12 protein-coding genes are annotated in these 12,609 nt (G+C 68.8%); 7 read left to right on the forward strand and 5 right to left on the reverse strand.

Going from position 1 to position 12,609, the window contains the following annotated elements:
- Positions 1-72: 72 nt before the first annotated feature.
- The 3 genes from G3O06_RS12555 to G3O06_RS12565 form a co-directional block, all read right to left on the reverse strand.
- Positions 73-1,431, reverse strand: a complete 1,359-nt coding sequence (locus G3O06_RS12555; RefSeq protein WP_205816215.1) for an aspartate aminotransferase family protein — start codon at positions 1,429-1,431, stop codon at positions 73-75.
- Between the two features lie 295 nt (positions 1,432-1,726).
- Positions 1,727-2,236 carry a GNAT family N-acetyltransferase gene (locus G3O06_RS12560; protein WP_174917893.1) on the reverse strand — a complete coding sequence of 170 codons (510 nt, stop codon included), beginning with the start codon at positions 2,234-2,236 and terminating at the stop codon, positions 1,727-1,729.
- 127 nt (positions 2,237-2,363) lie between these two features.
- Positions 2,364-2,999 (reverse strand): XRE family transcriptional regulator, encoded by a 636-nt coding sequence (locus G3O06_RS12565; protein ID WP_205816216.1) that lies wholly within the window; start codon positions 2,997-2,999, stop codon positions 2,364-2,366.
- Between the two features lie 288 nt (positions 3,000-3,287).
- Here G3O06_RS12565 and G3O06_RS12570 point away from each other — a divergent pair, with 288 nt between their 5' ends.
- The 3 genes from G3O06_RS12570 (at position 3,288) to G3O06_RS12580 (ending at position 6,421) form a co-directional block, all read left to right on the forward strand.
- Entirely contained in the window at positions 3,288-3,641 is a 354-nt protein-coding gene (locus tag G3O06_RS12570) for a RidA family protein (protein ID WP_043186509.1), read from the forward strand.
- Between the two features lie 31 nt (positions 3,642-3,672).
- On the forward strand, positions 3,673-4,923 hold the full coding sequence (locus tag G3O06_RS12575; protein WP_205816217.1) for an FAD-binding oxidoreductase: 1,251 nt from the start codon (positions 3,673-3,675) through the stop codon (positions 4,921-4,923).
- 106 nt (positions 4,924-5,029) lie between these two features.
- Positions 5,030-6,421, forward strand: coding sequence for an amino acid permease (locus G3O06_RS12580; RefSeq protein WP_205816218.1), 1,392 nt, complete (start codon positions 5,030-5,032; stop codon positions 6,419-6,421).
- 227 nt (positions 6,422-6,648) lie between these two features.
- On the opposite strand, the gene G3O06_RS12585 is transcribed toward G3O06_RS12580, so the two are convergent.
- On the reverse strand, positions 6,649-7,311 hold the full coding sequence (locus G3O06_RS12585) for a glycine zipper 2TM domain-containing protein (RefSeq protein ID WP_205816219.1): 663 nt from the start codon (positions 7,309-7,311) through the stop codon (positions 6,649-6,651).
- A 464-nt stretch (positions 7,312-7,775) separates the two neighbouring features.
- Between G3O06_RS12585 and G3O06_RS12590 the strand changes: the two genes are divergently transcribed.
- The 3 genes from G3O06_RS12590 to G3O06_RS12600 all read left to right on the forward strand — a co-directional run bounded on the left by G3O06_RS12590 (position 7,776) and on the right by G3O06_RS12600 (position 10,781).
- Entirely contained in the window at positions 7,776-8,975 is a 1,200-nt protein-coding gene (locus G3O06_RS12590; RefSeq protein WP_205816220.1) for an amidohydrolase family protein, read from the forward strand.
- Between the two features lie 80 nt (positions 8,976-9,055).
- The gene (locus G3O06_RS12595; RefSeq protein ID WP_205816221.1) at positions 9,056-10,240 is read left to right on the forward strand and encodes an amidohydrolase family protein; all 1,185 of its coding nucleotides are present in this window, start codon (positions 9,056-9,058) and stop codon (positions 10,238-10,240) included.
- Between the two features lie 67 nt (positions 10,241-10,307).
- On the forward strand, positions 10,308-10,781 hold the full coding sequence (locus G3O06_RS12600) for a nuclear transport factor 2 family protein (protein ID WP_205816222.1): 474 nt from the start codon (positions 10,308-10,310) through the stop codon (positions 10,779-10,781).
- A 107-nt stretch (positions 10,782-10,888) separates the two neighbouring features.
- On the opposite strand, the gene G3O06_RS12605 is transcribed toward G3O06_RS12600, so the two are convergent.
- Positions 10,889-11,749: a LysR family transcriptional regulator gene (locus G3O06_RS12605; RefSeq protein ID WP_011353685.1), complete on the reverse strand. Its 861-nt coding sequence runs from the start codon at positions 11,747-11,749 to the stop codon at positions 10,889-10,891.
- 185 nt (positions 11,750-11,934) lie between these two features.
- Between G3O06_RS12605 and G3O06_RS12610 the strand changes: the two genes are divergently transcribed.
- A complete protein-coding gene (locus G3O06_RS12610; RefSeq protein ID WP_205816223.1) occupies positions 11,935-12,609 on the forward strand; it encodes an ankyrin repeat domain-containing protein in 675 nt (224 codons plus the stop codon).

Consider the following 12,609-nt stretch of genomic DNA (forward strand, 5'->3'; position numbering starts at 1 on the left):
CCGCGAACCAGAGGGCCCGCGGGCGACGCATGGCGCGAGCCGACGCGCACATTCACCCGTTGCGTCACCCCATCACACCAATTCGCCGAGACACGCGTCGAACTGCGTGACAAGCCGGTCGACATCATCGGCCGTCGTTTGCGGACACACGAGCATCATGTTGTGGAACGGCGTGATCAGCACGCCGCGATTCAGCAGGTACAGGTGCACGATGTGTTCGAGTTCGCTGTCGAGCTGCTCACCGGCGAGCGTGCCGTTGCGCGGCGGCGCGGGCGCGAATTGAAACTCGGTGCGCGCACCGATGCGCGTCACGCACCACGGCAGTTTGTGTTTCGCGATCGCCTGCTCGAGCCCCGTCGCCAGCCGCGCGGCGAGTTCGAACATGTGCGCATAGGCGGCGTCGGTCGCGACTTCGGCCAGCGTCGCCCGTGTCGCTCGCATCGCGAGCATGTTCGCGGTGAGCGTCGTGCCGATCCCCGAATGGCCGGGCGGCGCGTTCAGCTTTGCCTGCTTCGCGCGTTCGGCAAATTCCGCGCTGAACCCGTACACCGCGCACGGCACGCCGCCCGCGATCGGCTTGCCGACCACCAGCATGTCCGGCTCGAGATCGTGCGCAACCGCGTAGCCGCCCGGGCCGCTGCTGATCGTGTGCGTTTCGTCGATCACGAGCAGCGTGCCGTAGCGGCGCGTCAGTTCGCGTGCGGCTTCCCAGAAGCCCGGATCGGGCAGCACCATCCCGATGTTCGTCATCGCGGGCTCGGCGAGCACGCAGGCGACATCGCCGCCTTTCAGCGCCGCTTCGAGCGCAGCCAGGTCGTTGAATTCGACGACGCGGGTGTTCGCGAGCAGGTCATATGACTGCCCGAGCAGGCTGTCGCGCTGCACGGGGCGGCCATCGACGAGATCGACGAACACGTCGTCGACCGTGCCGTGATAGCAGCCGTTGAACACCACGATCGTGTTGCGGCCGGTGGCCGCGCGTGCCCAGCGCAGCACGAAGCGGTTCGCGTCGCTCGCGCTGAGCGCGAACTGCCAGACCGGCAGCCTGAAGCGGCGCGCGAGTTCGCGTGCGACCCATGCGGCGTCCTCGCTCGGCAGCATCGTCGTGTAGCCGCGCGTGGCCTGCTCGACGAGCGCACGTGCGACGGGTTCGGGCGCGTGGCCGAACATCGCGCCGGTGTCGCCGAGGCAGAAGTCCACGTAGCGATGGCCGTCGACGTCGGTGAACGTCGCGCCACGCGCCTCCTTCACATACAGCGAGAACGGCGTCGACCAATCCTGCATCCAGTGCAACGGCACACCGAACAGCAAATGCTCCGACGCTTCCGCGGACAGGGCGCGGGAGACCGGCATGGCTTCGGTGAATGCGCGGCGCTCGCGATCGAACAGCGCGCGGGCGCGGATGAGGTCGACTCCGTGGCGGGAAGGCAAAGGCAACTCCTGGGCTGTGAAGGTACGGAAACGATAGCGCGGGCGCCGGGGGGATGAACAGACGCGGAATTACCGAGGCGGGCTGGCGTTGGCGCGGCCGCCAGGGTGGGGCCGACGCGCAGATATTTTTTCTAAAAGTTTTTGCGCATAAACCGGCGAAGGGCGGCCCGGCCTGTTTTATTGCATGGAAAGTGGGTGGGCGCTCACATCTTTGGCGATGGATCCGGTGTGGACGAAGCGGGCACAAGGACGCGTCTGGCTGCACGTCACGATGCCCGTTCGCCGCCGTGTCGCGTTACGCGAGCGTCTTGATCATGTGGTGCTCGTCGTAGAAGCGGCCATCGACGAACATCGAGCGCGGTTCCGTGCCGAACCGGACGAACCCCTGCGACGCATACAGCCGCTCCGCGGTGGCGTTGACCTCGTTCACGCACAGCATCAGCTGCTTGCATTGCCATGCCTGCGCCGCATGCGCGGTCGCGCTTTCGAGCAGCGTCTGCGCGATGCCTTGCCCGCGATAGGCGGGATCGACGAACACGCCCCAGATCGTCGCCTTGTGCGCGATCTTCACGCGCGCATCGCGGCGCACGCCGGTGATGCCGACGAGCGTATCGCCGTCGAACGCGCCGAACACGGCACGTTCGTGGGTCGGCGTGATGCGCGTCGCGAATTCGTCGACCGGCACCTGCGATTCTTCGTCGAGCGTCGGCAGGAACGAGGTGGGCGCGGTGTCGACCGCACGCAGGCGAACGGTCTGGAAATGGGCGGCGTCGGCCGCATCGAGCAGGCGGGTCGTGATCGTCATCGGGGGCGTTCCGGTTGAGGGGCGTGCATGCCGGCGCGGGCCGTTGCGGCCGCGGGATGCATCGTCCTTATCGTAATGGGAATCCGGATGTCGCGCGGCGGCGTCCGGCACCGCCGCGTGCTCGAGTTCAGATCGCGTCGCGCGGCCGCTTTGCATCGCCGTCGACGCAGCACGCGAGCACCTCCGCATCGGTGTCGCCGACGCTCAGGTACACGTGCCCGACCGCGCTGTCGAAATACAGGCTGTCGCCGGCGCCGAGCCGGTACGCATGGCCGTTCTCGAAGCGCAGCTCCAGCTCGCCGCTCAGCACGAACACGAACTCCTCACCGCTGTGCCGGATGTAGTCGGCGAAGTCCGACAGCTTGCGCGCATGGATCCGCCCGCGCACGGGCACCATCCGCTTGCCGGTCAGGTCGTTCGCGAGCATCCCGTATGCATAGTTTGGCGTGTCGTAGACCATCTGCTGGCCGGCCGGCGTGAACGACGGCGTCATCACGCCGGCGGGTGCGGGGCGGCCGAACATCGTGTCGAAGTCGAGCGCGAGCGCATGCGTGAGCGCCGCGAACTTGTCGTAGGTGAGCGCGATGTCGCCGCGCTCGGCCTTCGAAATCGTCGACACCGCGATGCCGGAGCGCTCGGACAGTTGCGCAAGTGTCAGGCCGCGCGACTTGCGGGCGTCGCGCAGCCGCGCACCGACCGTCTGGTGATCGAGCTGCGGCGCGGCGTCGGTGGGCGGCGGAACGGGAACGGTGGATTTGGGCATGCGGATACGGGGGCGCGACGTGCGCGGCGCAAATACGGGTTTTGTCGTATACGAGAATTATTTTTCTCGTATATGATAATTTTCGTCGAAATCGCCGATGGAGGGCGTGACGGCCACTCTAGCATCGGACGACGCGAAACTCGCGCGGCCGGTGCGGCCGGCGTGAACGACACGTGTGCGCATCGGCGCGGCTCGCCCGTGCGGCGGTTGCCCGATCCAGCGCACGGCAGCGGTTTTTCCCAGTCATTTTCCCGGCCGGTCGTGGCCGGACACGCGAAGGTGCTATCCATGTCCAGTGAAATCAAACGTCTGCAGACCGGCGCGCGCATGAGCCAGGTCGTGATCGCGAACGGCTTCGTCCACCTGGCCGGCCAGGTGCCCGATACGGCCGGCGCGCCGATCGCCGTGCAGGCGACCGAAATCCTCACGCGCATCGACGCGCTGCTCGCGTCGGCCGGCGTCGACAAGACGCGCGTGCTGACGGCCAACGTGTGGCTCAGCGATGCCGCGCACTTCGACGCATTCAATGCGGTGTGGGACGCATGGGTGCCGGCAGGCCACGCGCCGACCCGCGCGTGCGTGCAGGCGTTGCTGATGAAGCCCGGTCTCGACGTCGAGATCGCCGTGACCGCGCTCGCCTGACGCTCGCGCCGCGCGCCCCGAGGAACTCTCGATGACATTCGACACGCTCGTCCTGGGCGGCGGCATGATCGGCGTGTCCGTTGCGGTTCACCTGCAACAGCGCGGCCTGTCGGTCGCGCTCGTCGACCGCAAGGCGCCCGGCAACGAGACGTCGCTCGGCAATGCCGGGCTGATCCAGCGCGAAGGCGTGTATCCGTATGCGTTCCCGCGCGGCTTCGGCACGCTGCTGAAATACGCGTGCAATCGCTCGCCCGACGTCCGCTATCACGTCGGCGCGCTGCCGAAGCTGATCCCGTTCCTGTACCGCTACTGGCGCAACTCGCATCCGGCGCGCCATGCCGAGATCGCGCGCGCCTATGCGCCGCTGATCGAACACTGCGTGACCGAGCATCGCGCGCTGATCGACGCATCCGGCGCCGGCGCACTGCTGCGCGAAGGCGGCTGGCTGAAGGTGTTCCGCACGGCCGCGACCCGCGATGCCGAAACGCGCGATGCCGAACGCTGGCGGGCCGAATACGGCGTGACCTTCGATGCGCTCGATGCGGCCGCGCTGCGCGACGCGGAGCCGAACCTGAGCCGCGCGCTGGTCGGCGCGCTGCGTTATACGGGCTCCGATTCGATCAGCGATCCGAATGCACTCGTGACGGCCTATGCGCGCCACTTCGAGCAACTCGGCGGCCGCATCCTGACCGGCGACGCGCTGACGCTGTCGGCCGCGAACGGCTGGCGCGTCGACACCGCGCAAGGCCCGGTTGAAGCGCGCGCCGCAGTCGTCGCGCTCGGCCCGTGGTCGGACCTGCTGTGCGAGCGGCTCGGCTACACGCTGCCGCTTGCGGTCAAGCGCGGCTATCACATGCACTACGCGACGCAGCCGGGCGCACGGCTGAACGGGCCCGTGCTTGACGCCGACAGCGGCTTCCTGATCACGCCGATGACGCGCGGCATCCGCCTGACGACCGGCGTCGAGCTCGGCTATCGCGATACGCCGGCGACGCCCACCCAGCTCGCCGCCGTCGAACCGGTCGCGCGCGAGCTGTTTCCACTCGGCGCGCGCGTCGACGGCGCGCCGTGGCTCGGCCGCCGGCCGTGCACGCCCGACATGCTGCCCGTGATCGGCGCCGCGCCGCGCCGCCGCGATCTGTGGTTCGCGTTCGGGCATGCGCATCACGGCTTCACGCTCGGCCCCGTGACCGGCCGGCTGGTTGCCGACCTGATGACCGGCACGCAACCGTTCGTCGACCCGGCGCCGTTTCGCGTCGAACGCTTTCTGCACGGCCGCTGAACCGGCGACCGTGCGCTGCAGCAGGGCGGCCGGCACACGACGCCGGCCGCTCCATCCAGCGGCCGGCCGATCCGGCCCGCCGCGACGATCAACGACTGGAGACAACATGCAACAGCACACGATGCGGCGCGAGCTCGGCGCGCGCCAGATCTCGTTCATGGCCCTCGGCATGGCCATCGGCGTCGGCCTGTTCCTCGGCTCGGCGTCCGCGATCAAGGCGGCCGGGCCCGGCGCGCTCGTCGCGTACCTGATCGGCGGCGCGATGATCTTCCTGATCATGCGCGCGCTCGGCGAGATGGCCGTGCACCGGCCGGTGTCCGGCTCGTTCGGTGCGTATGCGTTCGAATACGTCGGGCCGTTCGCGGGCTACGTGGTCGGCTGGAGCTACTGGCTGCTGATGGTCGGCGTCGGTGTCGCGGAAACGACCGCCATCGGCATCTACATGGGCTTCTGGTTTCCGGACGTGCCGCAGTGGCTGTGGGTCGTGTCGGCCATCGCCGCGATCTCGGCATTCAACCTGCTCAACGTGAAGGTGTACGGCGAGCTGGAGTTCTGGTTCGCGATCGTGAAGGTCGTGACGATCGTGCTGATGATCGCGGGCGGCGCGCTGATCGTGTTCACGGGGATCGGACATGGCGGCGATCCCGTCGGCCTGTCGAACCTGTGGCGCCACGGCGGCGTGTTTCCGCACGGCGTACTCGGGGTCGTGAGCGCGCTGCCGATCGTCGCGTATTCGTTCGCGGGTGTCGAGATGATCGGCCTCACGGCCGGCGAGGCGCGCGAGCCGCAGAAGATGATCCCGCGCGCGATCAACTCGGTGCTGTGGCGCATCCTGATCTTCTACGTCGGCGCGCTGTTCGTCATCATGGCGCTGTATCCGTGGCACGAGCTCGGCGAGCATGGCAGCCCGTTCGTGACGACGTTCGAATCGCTCGGGCTGCGGCAGGCGGCCGGCATCGTCAACTTCGTGGTCGTGACGGCCGCGCTGTCGAGCTTCAACTGCATCGTGTTCAGCGGCGCGCGCATGCTGTCGAGCATGGCCGGCAACGGCCTCGCGCCCGCGTCGTTCGCGGCGCTGAGCGCCAGCGGGTCGCCGTCGCGCGCGGTGCGGGCGACCGTGCTGTTCATGTCGGTCGGCGTGGTGCTGAACTACGTGATCCCTGCACGCGTGTTCGGCTGGCTGATGTCGTTCCTGTCGTTCGACGTGGCCGTGATCTGGGCGATGATCGTGCTGACGCACATGCGGTTCCGGCGCGTGCTGGCCGCGCGCGGCGAGACGGTGGCGTTCCGCATGCCGTACGCGTCGGTCACGTCGTGGATCTGTCTGGTGTTCGTCGTGTTCGTGTTCGTGATGCTCGGCGTCGATCCGACGACACGCGGGTCGCTGTATGCGGGCGCGGCGGTGATGGCGTTGATGGCGATCATCTACCGGCGTTCGCGGCACCTGCAGGCCGCCGCGCGGTCGACGCGTGTCGGGCTTGGCGTCGAGCGCGTGTGACGGTCATGCGCTGAGTCGCGGCTGTTGGTGCGGGGGAGTGGTCGTGCGACGGAGCGCGTTGGAGGCGGGTGCGAAGGCGCGGTGGCAGGGAGCGGCGGCGCGTCATGCGCGCCGCGCCGGCACGAAGGATGAGGGTGGCGTGAAGCAGGCGCTCGTCGCGCCGGCCCCGCACCCGACGTCAAACGCGCGAAGACGCGCCCGATCGGGTCAGGCGCATCGCATCGAAATCAATACCGCGCCAGCTGATTGCCGTTGATCTGCACGCGATCGCCCGGCCGCAGGTTACCCGGCGACTGCACGTCGAACGAGCGCATCGAGCCGTCGCTGACCTGCACGTCGATCCGGTAGCTGCTCGGGCCTTGCGCGGCACCCATCTGCTGGCCGATCTGGTTGCCGGCCACCGCACCGCCGAGCGCACCGATCACGGTTGCCGCATCGCGGCCGTGGCCGCGGCCGAACTGGTTGCCCACCAGGCCGCCGACCAGCGCGCCGACGACGGTGCCGGCGACACCCGACGTGCCGACCGAGCCGTTGACCGGCTGGATGTTCGAGACCGTGCCGTACTGCGTGCCGTAGCCGTTGCCGTACTGGTTGCCGTATTGCTGCTGATTGCCGTACTGGTCATACGGCTGCGACCCGTATTGCTGCTGGTTGCCGTACTGATCGTACGGCTGCGGCGCCTGGTTCGGATACGGCTGTTGCTGCTGAACGTAGCCGGGTTGCGAGTACGCGGGCTGCGCGTAGCCGGGCGTCGCGTATTGCTGCTGCTGCTGCGGATACCCCGGCTGCGCGCCGTAGTAACCCGGCGCGACGCAGGCGGTCAGCGGAAGCGCCGCGACGGCGACGAGCGAGGCGAACAGAACGGTCTTCGTGGAAGGCATGCGCATCATGATGGTTCCTGCATCGGCAACGGGTTCGCCGACGAAAGCCGGGACGGGTGGCGAACTCGGCGTGAGTATAAGGAATGGCCGGTGGCGCGTCCGGTGCGGCCGGGTAACAACGTGTAAAGTCTGTTGCCGCGTAAATCGCCGCCCTGGCGGGGCGCTGAAGCGAGGCCCGGCAAGGGCGCGACACGGCTCCCGGACGCCCGCATTCCGGTGACGCCGACGCGGCTCGGTTCTCGGCTTTTCCCCCGTTTTCCCCACGATCCCGCCCCATCGCCGTGCCATGCCCCGCAGCCGCGCGCACCGCGCATCGCGAAATCGAATGCGCGGCATCGCGACTTTTAATTGGCCTCGGGCGGTGGCGTCCGATATCGTGGCCGGATTCCCTGCCAACGGTCGCACCGTGCCGGCTGCGGTTCCTTCCCCTGTCCGCGCCGGTGTCGCGCCGCGACCGCCCCACATTCCGAGCCATGACCGATCGTATCTTCATCAACGCCGTCGACGCCGGCGGCCAGCCTATCAACCTCGTCGTCCGTGACGGCCGCTTTACCGCGATCGGCGCCGATTGCGCCGCCGCGCCCGGCGCTGAAACGATCGACCTCGGCGGCCGCGTCGTGCTGCCCGGCTTCGTCGATGGCCACATCCACCTCGACAAGAGCTTCGTCGGCGATCGCTGGGTGCCGCACGAACCGGTCGGCACGCTGCGCGAGCGGCTCGCGGTCGAAAAGCGCCAGCTCGCGGCCGCGCCGCCGATCGTCGAGCGCGCGAACGCGCTGATCGCGCAGGCCGCCGCATTCGGCACGGTCGCGATGCGCAGCCATGTGGACGTCGATGCGACGACGGGCCTGTCGAACCTGCAGGCCGTGATGGCCGCGCGCGAGCAATGGCGCGGGATCGTCGATATCGAACTCGTCGCGTTCCCGCAGGCCGGCGTCGTCACGTGCCCGGGTACCGCCGAGATCCTCGACGCAGCCGTGCGCGAAGGCGCGGACGTGGTCGGCGGGATCGACCCGACGACGCTCGACGGCGATGCGGACGGCCAGCTCGACATCGTGTTCGGCATCGCCGAGAAGCGTGGCGCGAAGATCGACATCCACCTGCACGAGCCCGGTGAAACGGGCATCGCGCAGCTGCTGCGGATCGCGGCGCGCACGCGCGCGGCGGGGCTCGGCGGCCGCGTGAACGTGAGCCACGCGTACGCGCTCGGCCAGGTGAGCGATGACGACGTGCAGCGCACCGCGGCGGCACTGGCTGAAGCCGGCGTGTCGATCCTGACGAATGCGCCGGGCGACTGCGCGTTTCCGCCGGTGCAAGCGCTGTGCGATGCGGGCGTGCACGTGTTCGCGGGCAACGACAATATCCGCGACGCATGGTGGCCGTACGGCAACGGCGACATGCTGCAGCGCGCGATGATGGTCGGCTATCGATCGGGCTTCTACACCGACGAAGCACTCGGCATCGCGCTGGACATGGCGACGCACGCCGGCGCGCGCGTGATCGGCAAGGATAACTATGGAATCTCGGTCGGCTGCGATGCGACGTTCGTCGCGGTGCGTGCGCCGAATGCGGCGGCGGCCGTCGCGGGCGTGCCGGCCGAGCGCTGGGTGTTCCGTCGCGGCGAAAGCGACACGGGTGCGCCGTTCGCCCCCGCGCTGCGCTTCACGCGCTGACCGACCTGACCGGCGACACGGCACTTGCCGTGCCCCTTTCGCACAGACTGACCGCACTGACCGACCACACCGGAACCGACATGACGAACCTGCTGATCCGCAACGTCCGCCCGAGCGCCGACGCCGCGCTCGACATCCTGATCGAAGGCGATCGCATCGCGCGCATCGGCCCGTCGCTCGACGCGCCCGCCGGCTGCGCGATCGAGGACGGCGAGGGCGCGCTTGCACTGCCCGGCCTCGTCGAAGGCCACACGCACCTCGACAAGACGCACTGGGGGATGCCGTGGTATCGCAACCAGGTCGGGCCTCGCCTCGTCGACCGGATCGAGAACGAACGCCACTATCGCGCGACGAGCGGCCATGACGCCGGCGCCGCGTCGCTCGCACTGGCGCGCGCGTTCCTCGCGGCCGGCACGACGCGCATCCGCACGCACGTCGACATCGATACCGAAGCCGGGCTGCGGCATCTGCACGGCGTGCTCGCGACGCGCGAGACGCTGCGCGGGCAGGTCGAGATCCAGATCGTCGCGTTTCCGCAATCGGGCGTGCTCAAGCGGCCGGGCACCGACGCACTGCTGTCCGAAGCCCTTGCCGCCGGTGCCGATCTGCTCGGCGGGCTCGACCCGTGCGCGATCGAAGGCGATCCGGTCGAGGCGGTGGACGTGCTGTTCGCGATCGCCGAGCGCCACGGCCGCGGGCTCGACCTTCATCTGCACGAGCGCGGATCGATGGGCGCGTACTCGCTCGACCTGATCCTGCAGCGCACAGCCGCGCACGGCATGCAGGGCAAGGTGACGATCAGCCACGGGTTCTGTCTCGGCGACATCGCCGAACGCGAGCGCGATGCGTTGCTCGCGCGGATGGCCGAACTCGGCGTGGGGCTCGTCACGACGGCGCCGGCGGCGGTGCCCGTGCCGCCGGTGGCCGCGTGCCGCGCGGCGGGCGTGACGGTCATCGGCGGCAACGACGGCGTGCGCGACACGTGGACGCCGTACGGGTCGCCCGACATGCTCGAACGCGCGATGCTGATCGGCATGCGCAACGATTTCCGCCGTGACGATGCGCTCGAAATCGCGCTCGACTGCGTGACGCACGGCGCGGCGCGAGGTTGCGGCTTCGACGCTTACGGGCTGCAGCCGGGCAGCCGCGCGGACGTCGTGCTCGTCGACGCGCTGACGTTCGCCGAGGCTGTCGTCGCGCGGCCGGTGCGGCGGTTCGTCGTGTCGTCGGGGAAGATCGTTGCGCGTAACGGTGCGCTGGTCTGAGTGAAGCGTGAGCACAGCGTCGCCCCGGTATGATCCGGTTTTCAGCGGGATTTCCCGGGAGACGACGATGCGATGCACGACAGCGGCACGAGCCGCACGATGGATGGCGGCGGCCCTGTTCGCCGTGAGCACCGCGCATGCGGTGGCGGCCGGCCCGACGGACGCGCAGCAGGAATCCAACCGGCGGACGGTGCTCGCGTTCTACGAAAAAGGCCTGAACGAGAAGGATGCGGACGCTGCGCTCGCATACGTCGGCGATCGCTACGTGCAGCACAACCCGAACGCGGCTGACGGCCGCGACGGCTTCCGCAAGTTCGTTGCATTCCTGCGCGACAAATATCCGCAGTCGCACAGCGAGATCAAGCGTTCGTTCGTCGACGGCGACTACGTGATCCTGCACGTGCACGCGGTGCGCGAACCCGGCACGCGCGGCAGCGCGATCATGGACATCTTCAAGCTCGAGAACGGCAAGATCGTCGAGCATTGGGACGTCAATCAACCCGTGCCCGAGCAGGCCGCGAACGGCAACACGATGTTCTGACACGTACTGGGCGCGCGGGCGTTTCCACGCGCCCGCGATTTCGTCGCATCGGCCGTGCCTGCGGCGGCGCGGCGTCCTTCACATTGCCGCCGCATCCTGCCTGCTTGCTACTCCTCGAGCTCCAGCATCGTCGCGAGTGCCTTCGTCAGCTCGCTGACCATCGGGTCGGCCGTCGGCCGATGCAGGATCGCGATGTCCATGTGCTCGATCGGCGCGAAACCCTGCTTCGCGGTCAGCACGACGTGCTCGTCCGTCACCACGCGCGCCGGGAGCACGCTGATGCCGAGCCCGTCCGCCACGGCGGCCTGGATGCCGCTCAGGCTCGACGTCGTGAAGCTGATCCGCCAGCGGCGGCCGCGCTCCTCGATCGCCTTGATCATGTCGTCGCGATAGAGCCCGCGCGGCGGGAATACGACGATCGGCACCGGGTCGAGATCGATCGTCGGATGCTTCGCGCTGTCGATCCAGCGCAGCTTCTCGGGCCAGCGCACGACGGCTTCGCGGCTGTCGCGCCGCTGCTTGATCAGCACGAGGTCGAGCTCGCCGCGGTCGTACGCGGCGCTGATGTCGCGGCTCAGCCCGCACATCACTTCGAGCTTCACCTGCGGATGCGCGCGCTTGAACGCCGCGAGCGCATGCGTCGTGCGGCCCGCCGCGAAATCGTCGGGCACGCCGAGCCGGATCGTCAGCGCGACCGTGGCGCCCGACAGTGCTTCCAGCATCTCGTCGTTCAGCGCGATCATGCGCCGCGCATAGCTGAGCACCGTCACGCCCGCGTCGGTCGGCCGCACGTCGCGCGTGCCGCGGTCGAGCAGGCGGTGCCCGGCGATTTCCTCGAGCCGGCGCACCTTCTGGCTGACCGTCGACTGCGTCGAATGCAGCCGCGCGGACGCGGTCGTGAAGCTGCCGCAATCGGCGACCATCACGAGCGCGCGCAGCAGGTCGAGGTCGAACAGGGGTCTATTCATTTCTGCACTTCGGCGGATTCGAACATTTCATTTTCAAATGCGTGCGACGACTTTTAACATGGCCGGACGCCGCGGGCAATCGCGGTTTCGCCGGATCCGGCGCGGCGTCGCGCCACACCGCCAGGACGTCTGACGCATTGCATCGGCCGCGCTTCGGTGCGCGCGGCACGCAAGGAGGAAACGGGATGTTTTTCAAGCGGATCGCGATCATCGGCTCGTTTGCGTTGACCACGCTCACGTCCGCGGTGGCCGCCGCCGACGGCGGCGCGCTCGAAGGCCGGCTGCGCAGCGCGGCCGATCGCGGCGATGCGGGCGAAGTGCGCACGCTGCTCGAGCGCGGCGCGCAGATCGATTCACGTGACGGGCAGGGCCGCACGGCGCTCTTGATCGCGACGCACGGCAATCATGTCGATGCGGCGCGCGTGCTGATCGACGCGGGCGCGGACGTCAACGCGAAGGATGCGCTCCAGGACAGCCCGTACCTGTATGCCGGTGCGCGCGGCTATCTCGGCATCCTGCAGATGACGCTCGCGCATGGCGCCGACCTGCGCAGCACGAACCGGTATCGCGGCACCGCGCTGATTCCGGCGGCGGAGCGCGGCCATGTGGATACGGTGCGCACGTTGATCGATGTGGGGGTGAACATCGACCATGTAAACCGGCTCGGCTGGACCGCGCTGCTGGAGGCGATCATGCTCGGCGACGGCAGCGAGCGGTATGTGCGGATCGTACAGCTGCTCGTGGACGGGCACGCGAACGTCAATCTGGCGGATTCCAACGGCGAGACGCCTCTGCAGCATGCGCGGCAGCGCGGGTATGGGGCGATCGAGCGGGTGCTGGCGGCGGCGGGGGCGCGGTAG

This window comes from Burkholderia sp. Ac-20345, from assembly GCF_017104825.1.
Classification (GTDB): Bacteria; Pseudomonadota; Gammaproteobacteria; order Burkholderiales; family Burkholderiaceae; genus Burkholderia; species Burkholderia lata_B.

Coding starts and splice junctions, on each gene's coding strand:
- G3O06_RS12605 (WP_011353685.1), bottom strand. CDS start 11,749: ATGAATAGACCCCTGTTCGACCTCGACCTGCTGCGCGCGCTCGTGATG.
- G3O06_RS12610 (WP_205816223.1), top strand. CDS start 11,935: ATGTTTTTCAAGCGGATCGCGATCATCGGCTCGTTTGCGTTGACCACG.
- G3O06_RS12595 (WP_205816221.1), top strand. CDS start 9,056: ATGACGAACCTGCTGATCCGCAACGTCCGCCCGAGCGCCGACGCCGCG.
- G3O06_RS12575 (WP_205816217.1), top strand. CDS start 3,673: ATGACATTCGACACGCTCGTCCTGGGCGGCGGCATGATCGGCGTGTCC.
- G3O06_RS12580 (WP_205816218.1), top strand. CDS start 5,030: ATGCAACAGCACACGATGCGGCGCGAGCTCGGCGCGCGCCAGATCTCG.
- G3O06_RS12565 (WP_205816216.1), bottom strand. CDS start 2,999: ATGCCCAAATCCACCGTTCCCGTTCCGCCGCCCACCGACGCCGCGCCG.
- G3O06_RS12570 (WP_043186509.1), top strand. CDS start 3,288: ATGTCCAGTGAAATCAAACGTCTGCAGACCGGCGCGCGCATGAGCCAG.
- G3O06_RS12560 (WP_174917893.1), bottom strand. CDS start 2,236: ATGACGATCACGACCCGCCTGCTCGATGCGGCCGACGCCGCCCATTTC.
- G3O06_RS12585 (WP_205816219.1), bottom strand. CDS start 7,311: ATGATGCGCATGCCTTCCACGAAGACCGTTCTGTTCGCCTCGCTCGTC.
- G3O06_RS12590 (WP_205816220.1), top strand. CDS start 7,776: ATGACCGATCGTATCTTCATCAACGCCGTCGACGCCGGCGGCCAGCCT.
- G3O06_RS12600 (WP_205816222.1), top strand. CDS start 10,308: ATGCGATGCACGACAGCGGCACGAGCCGCACGATGGATGGCGGCGGCC.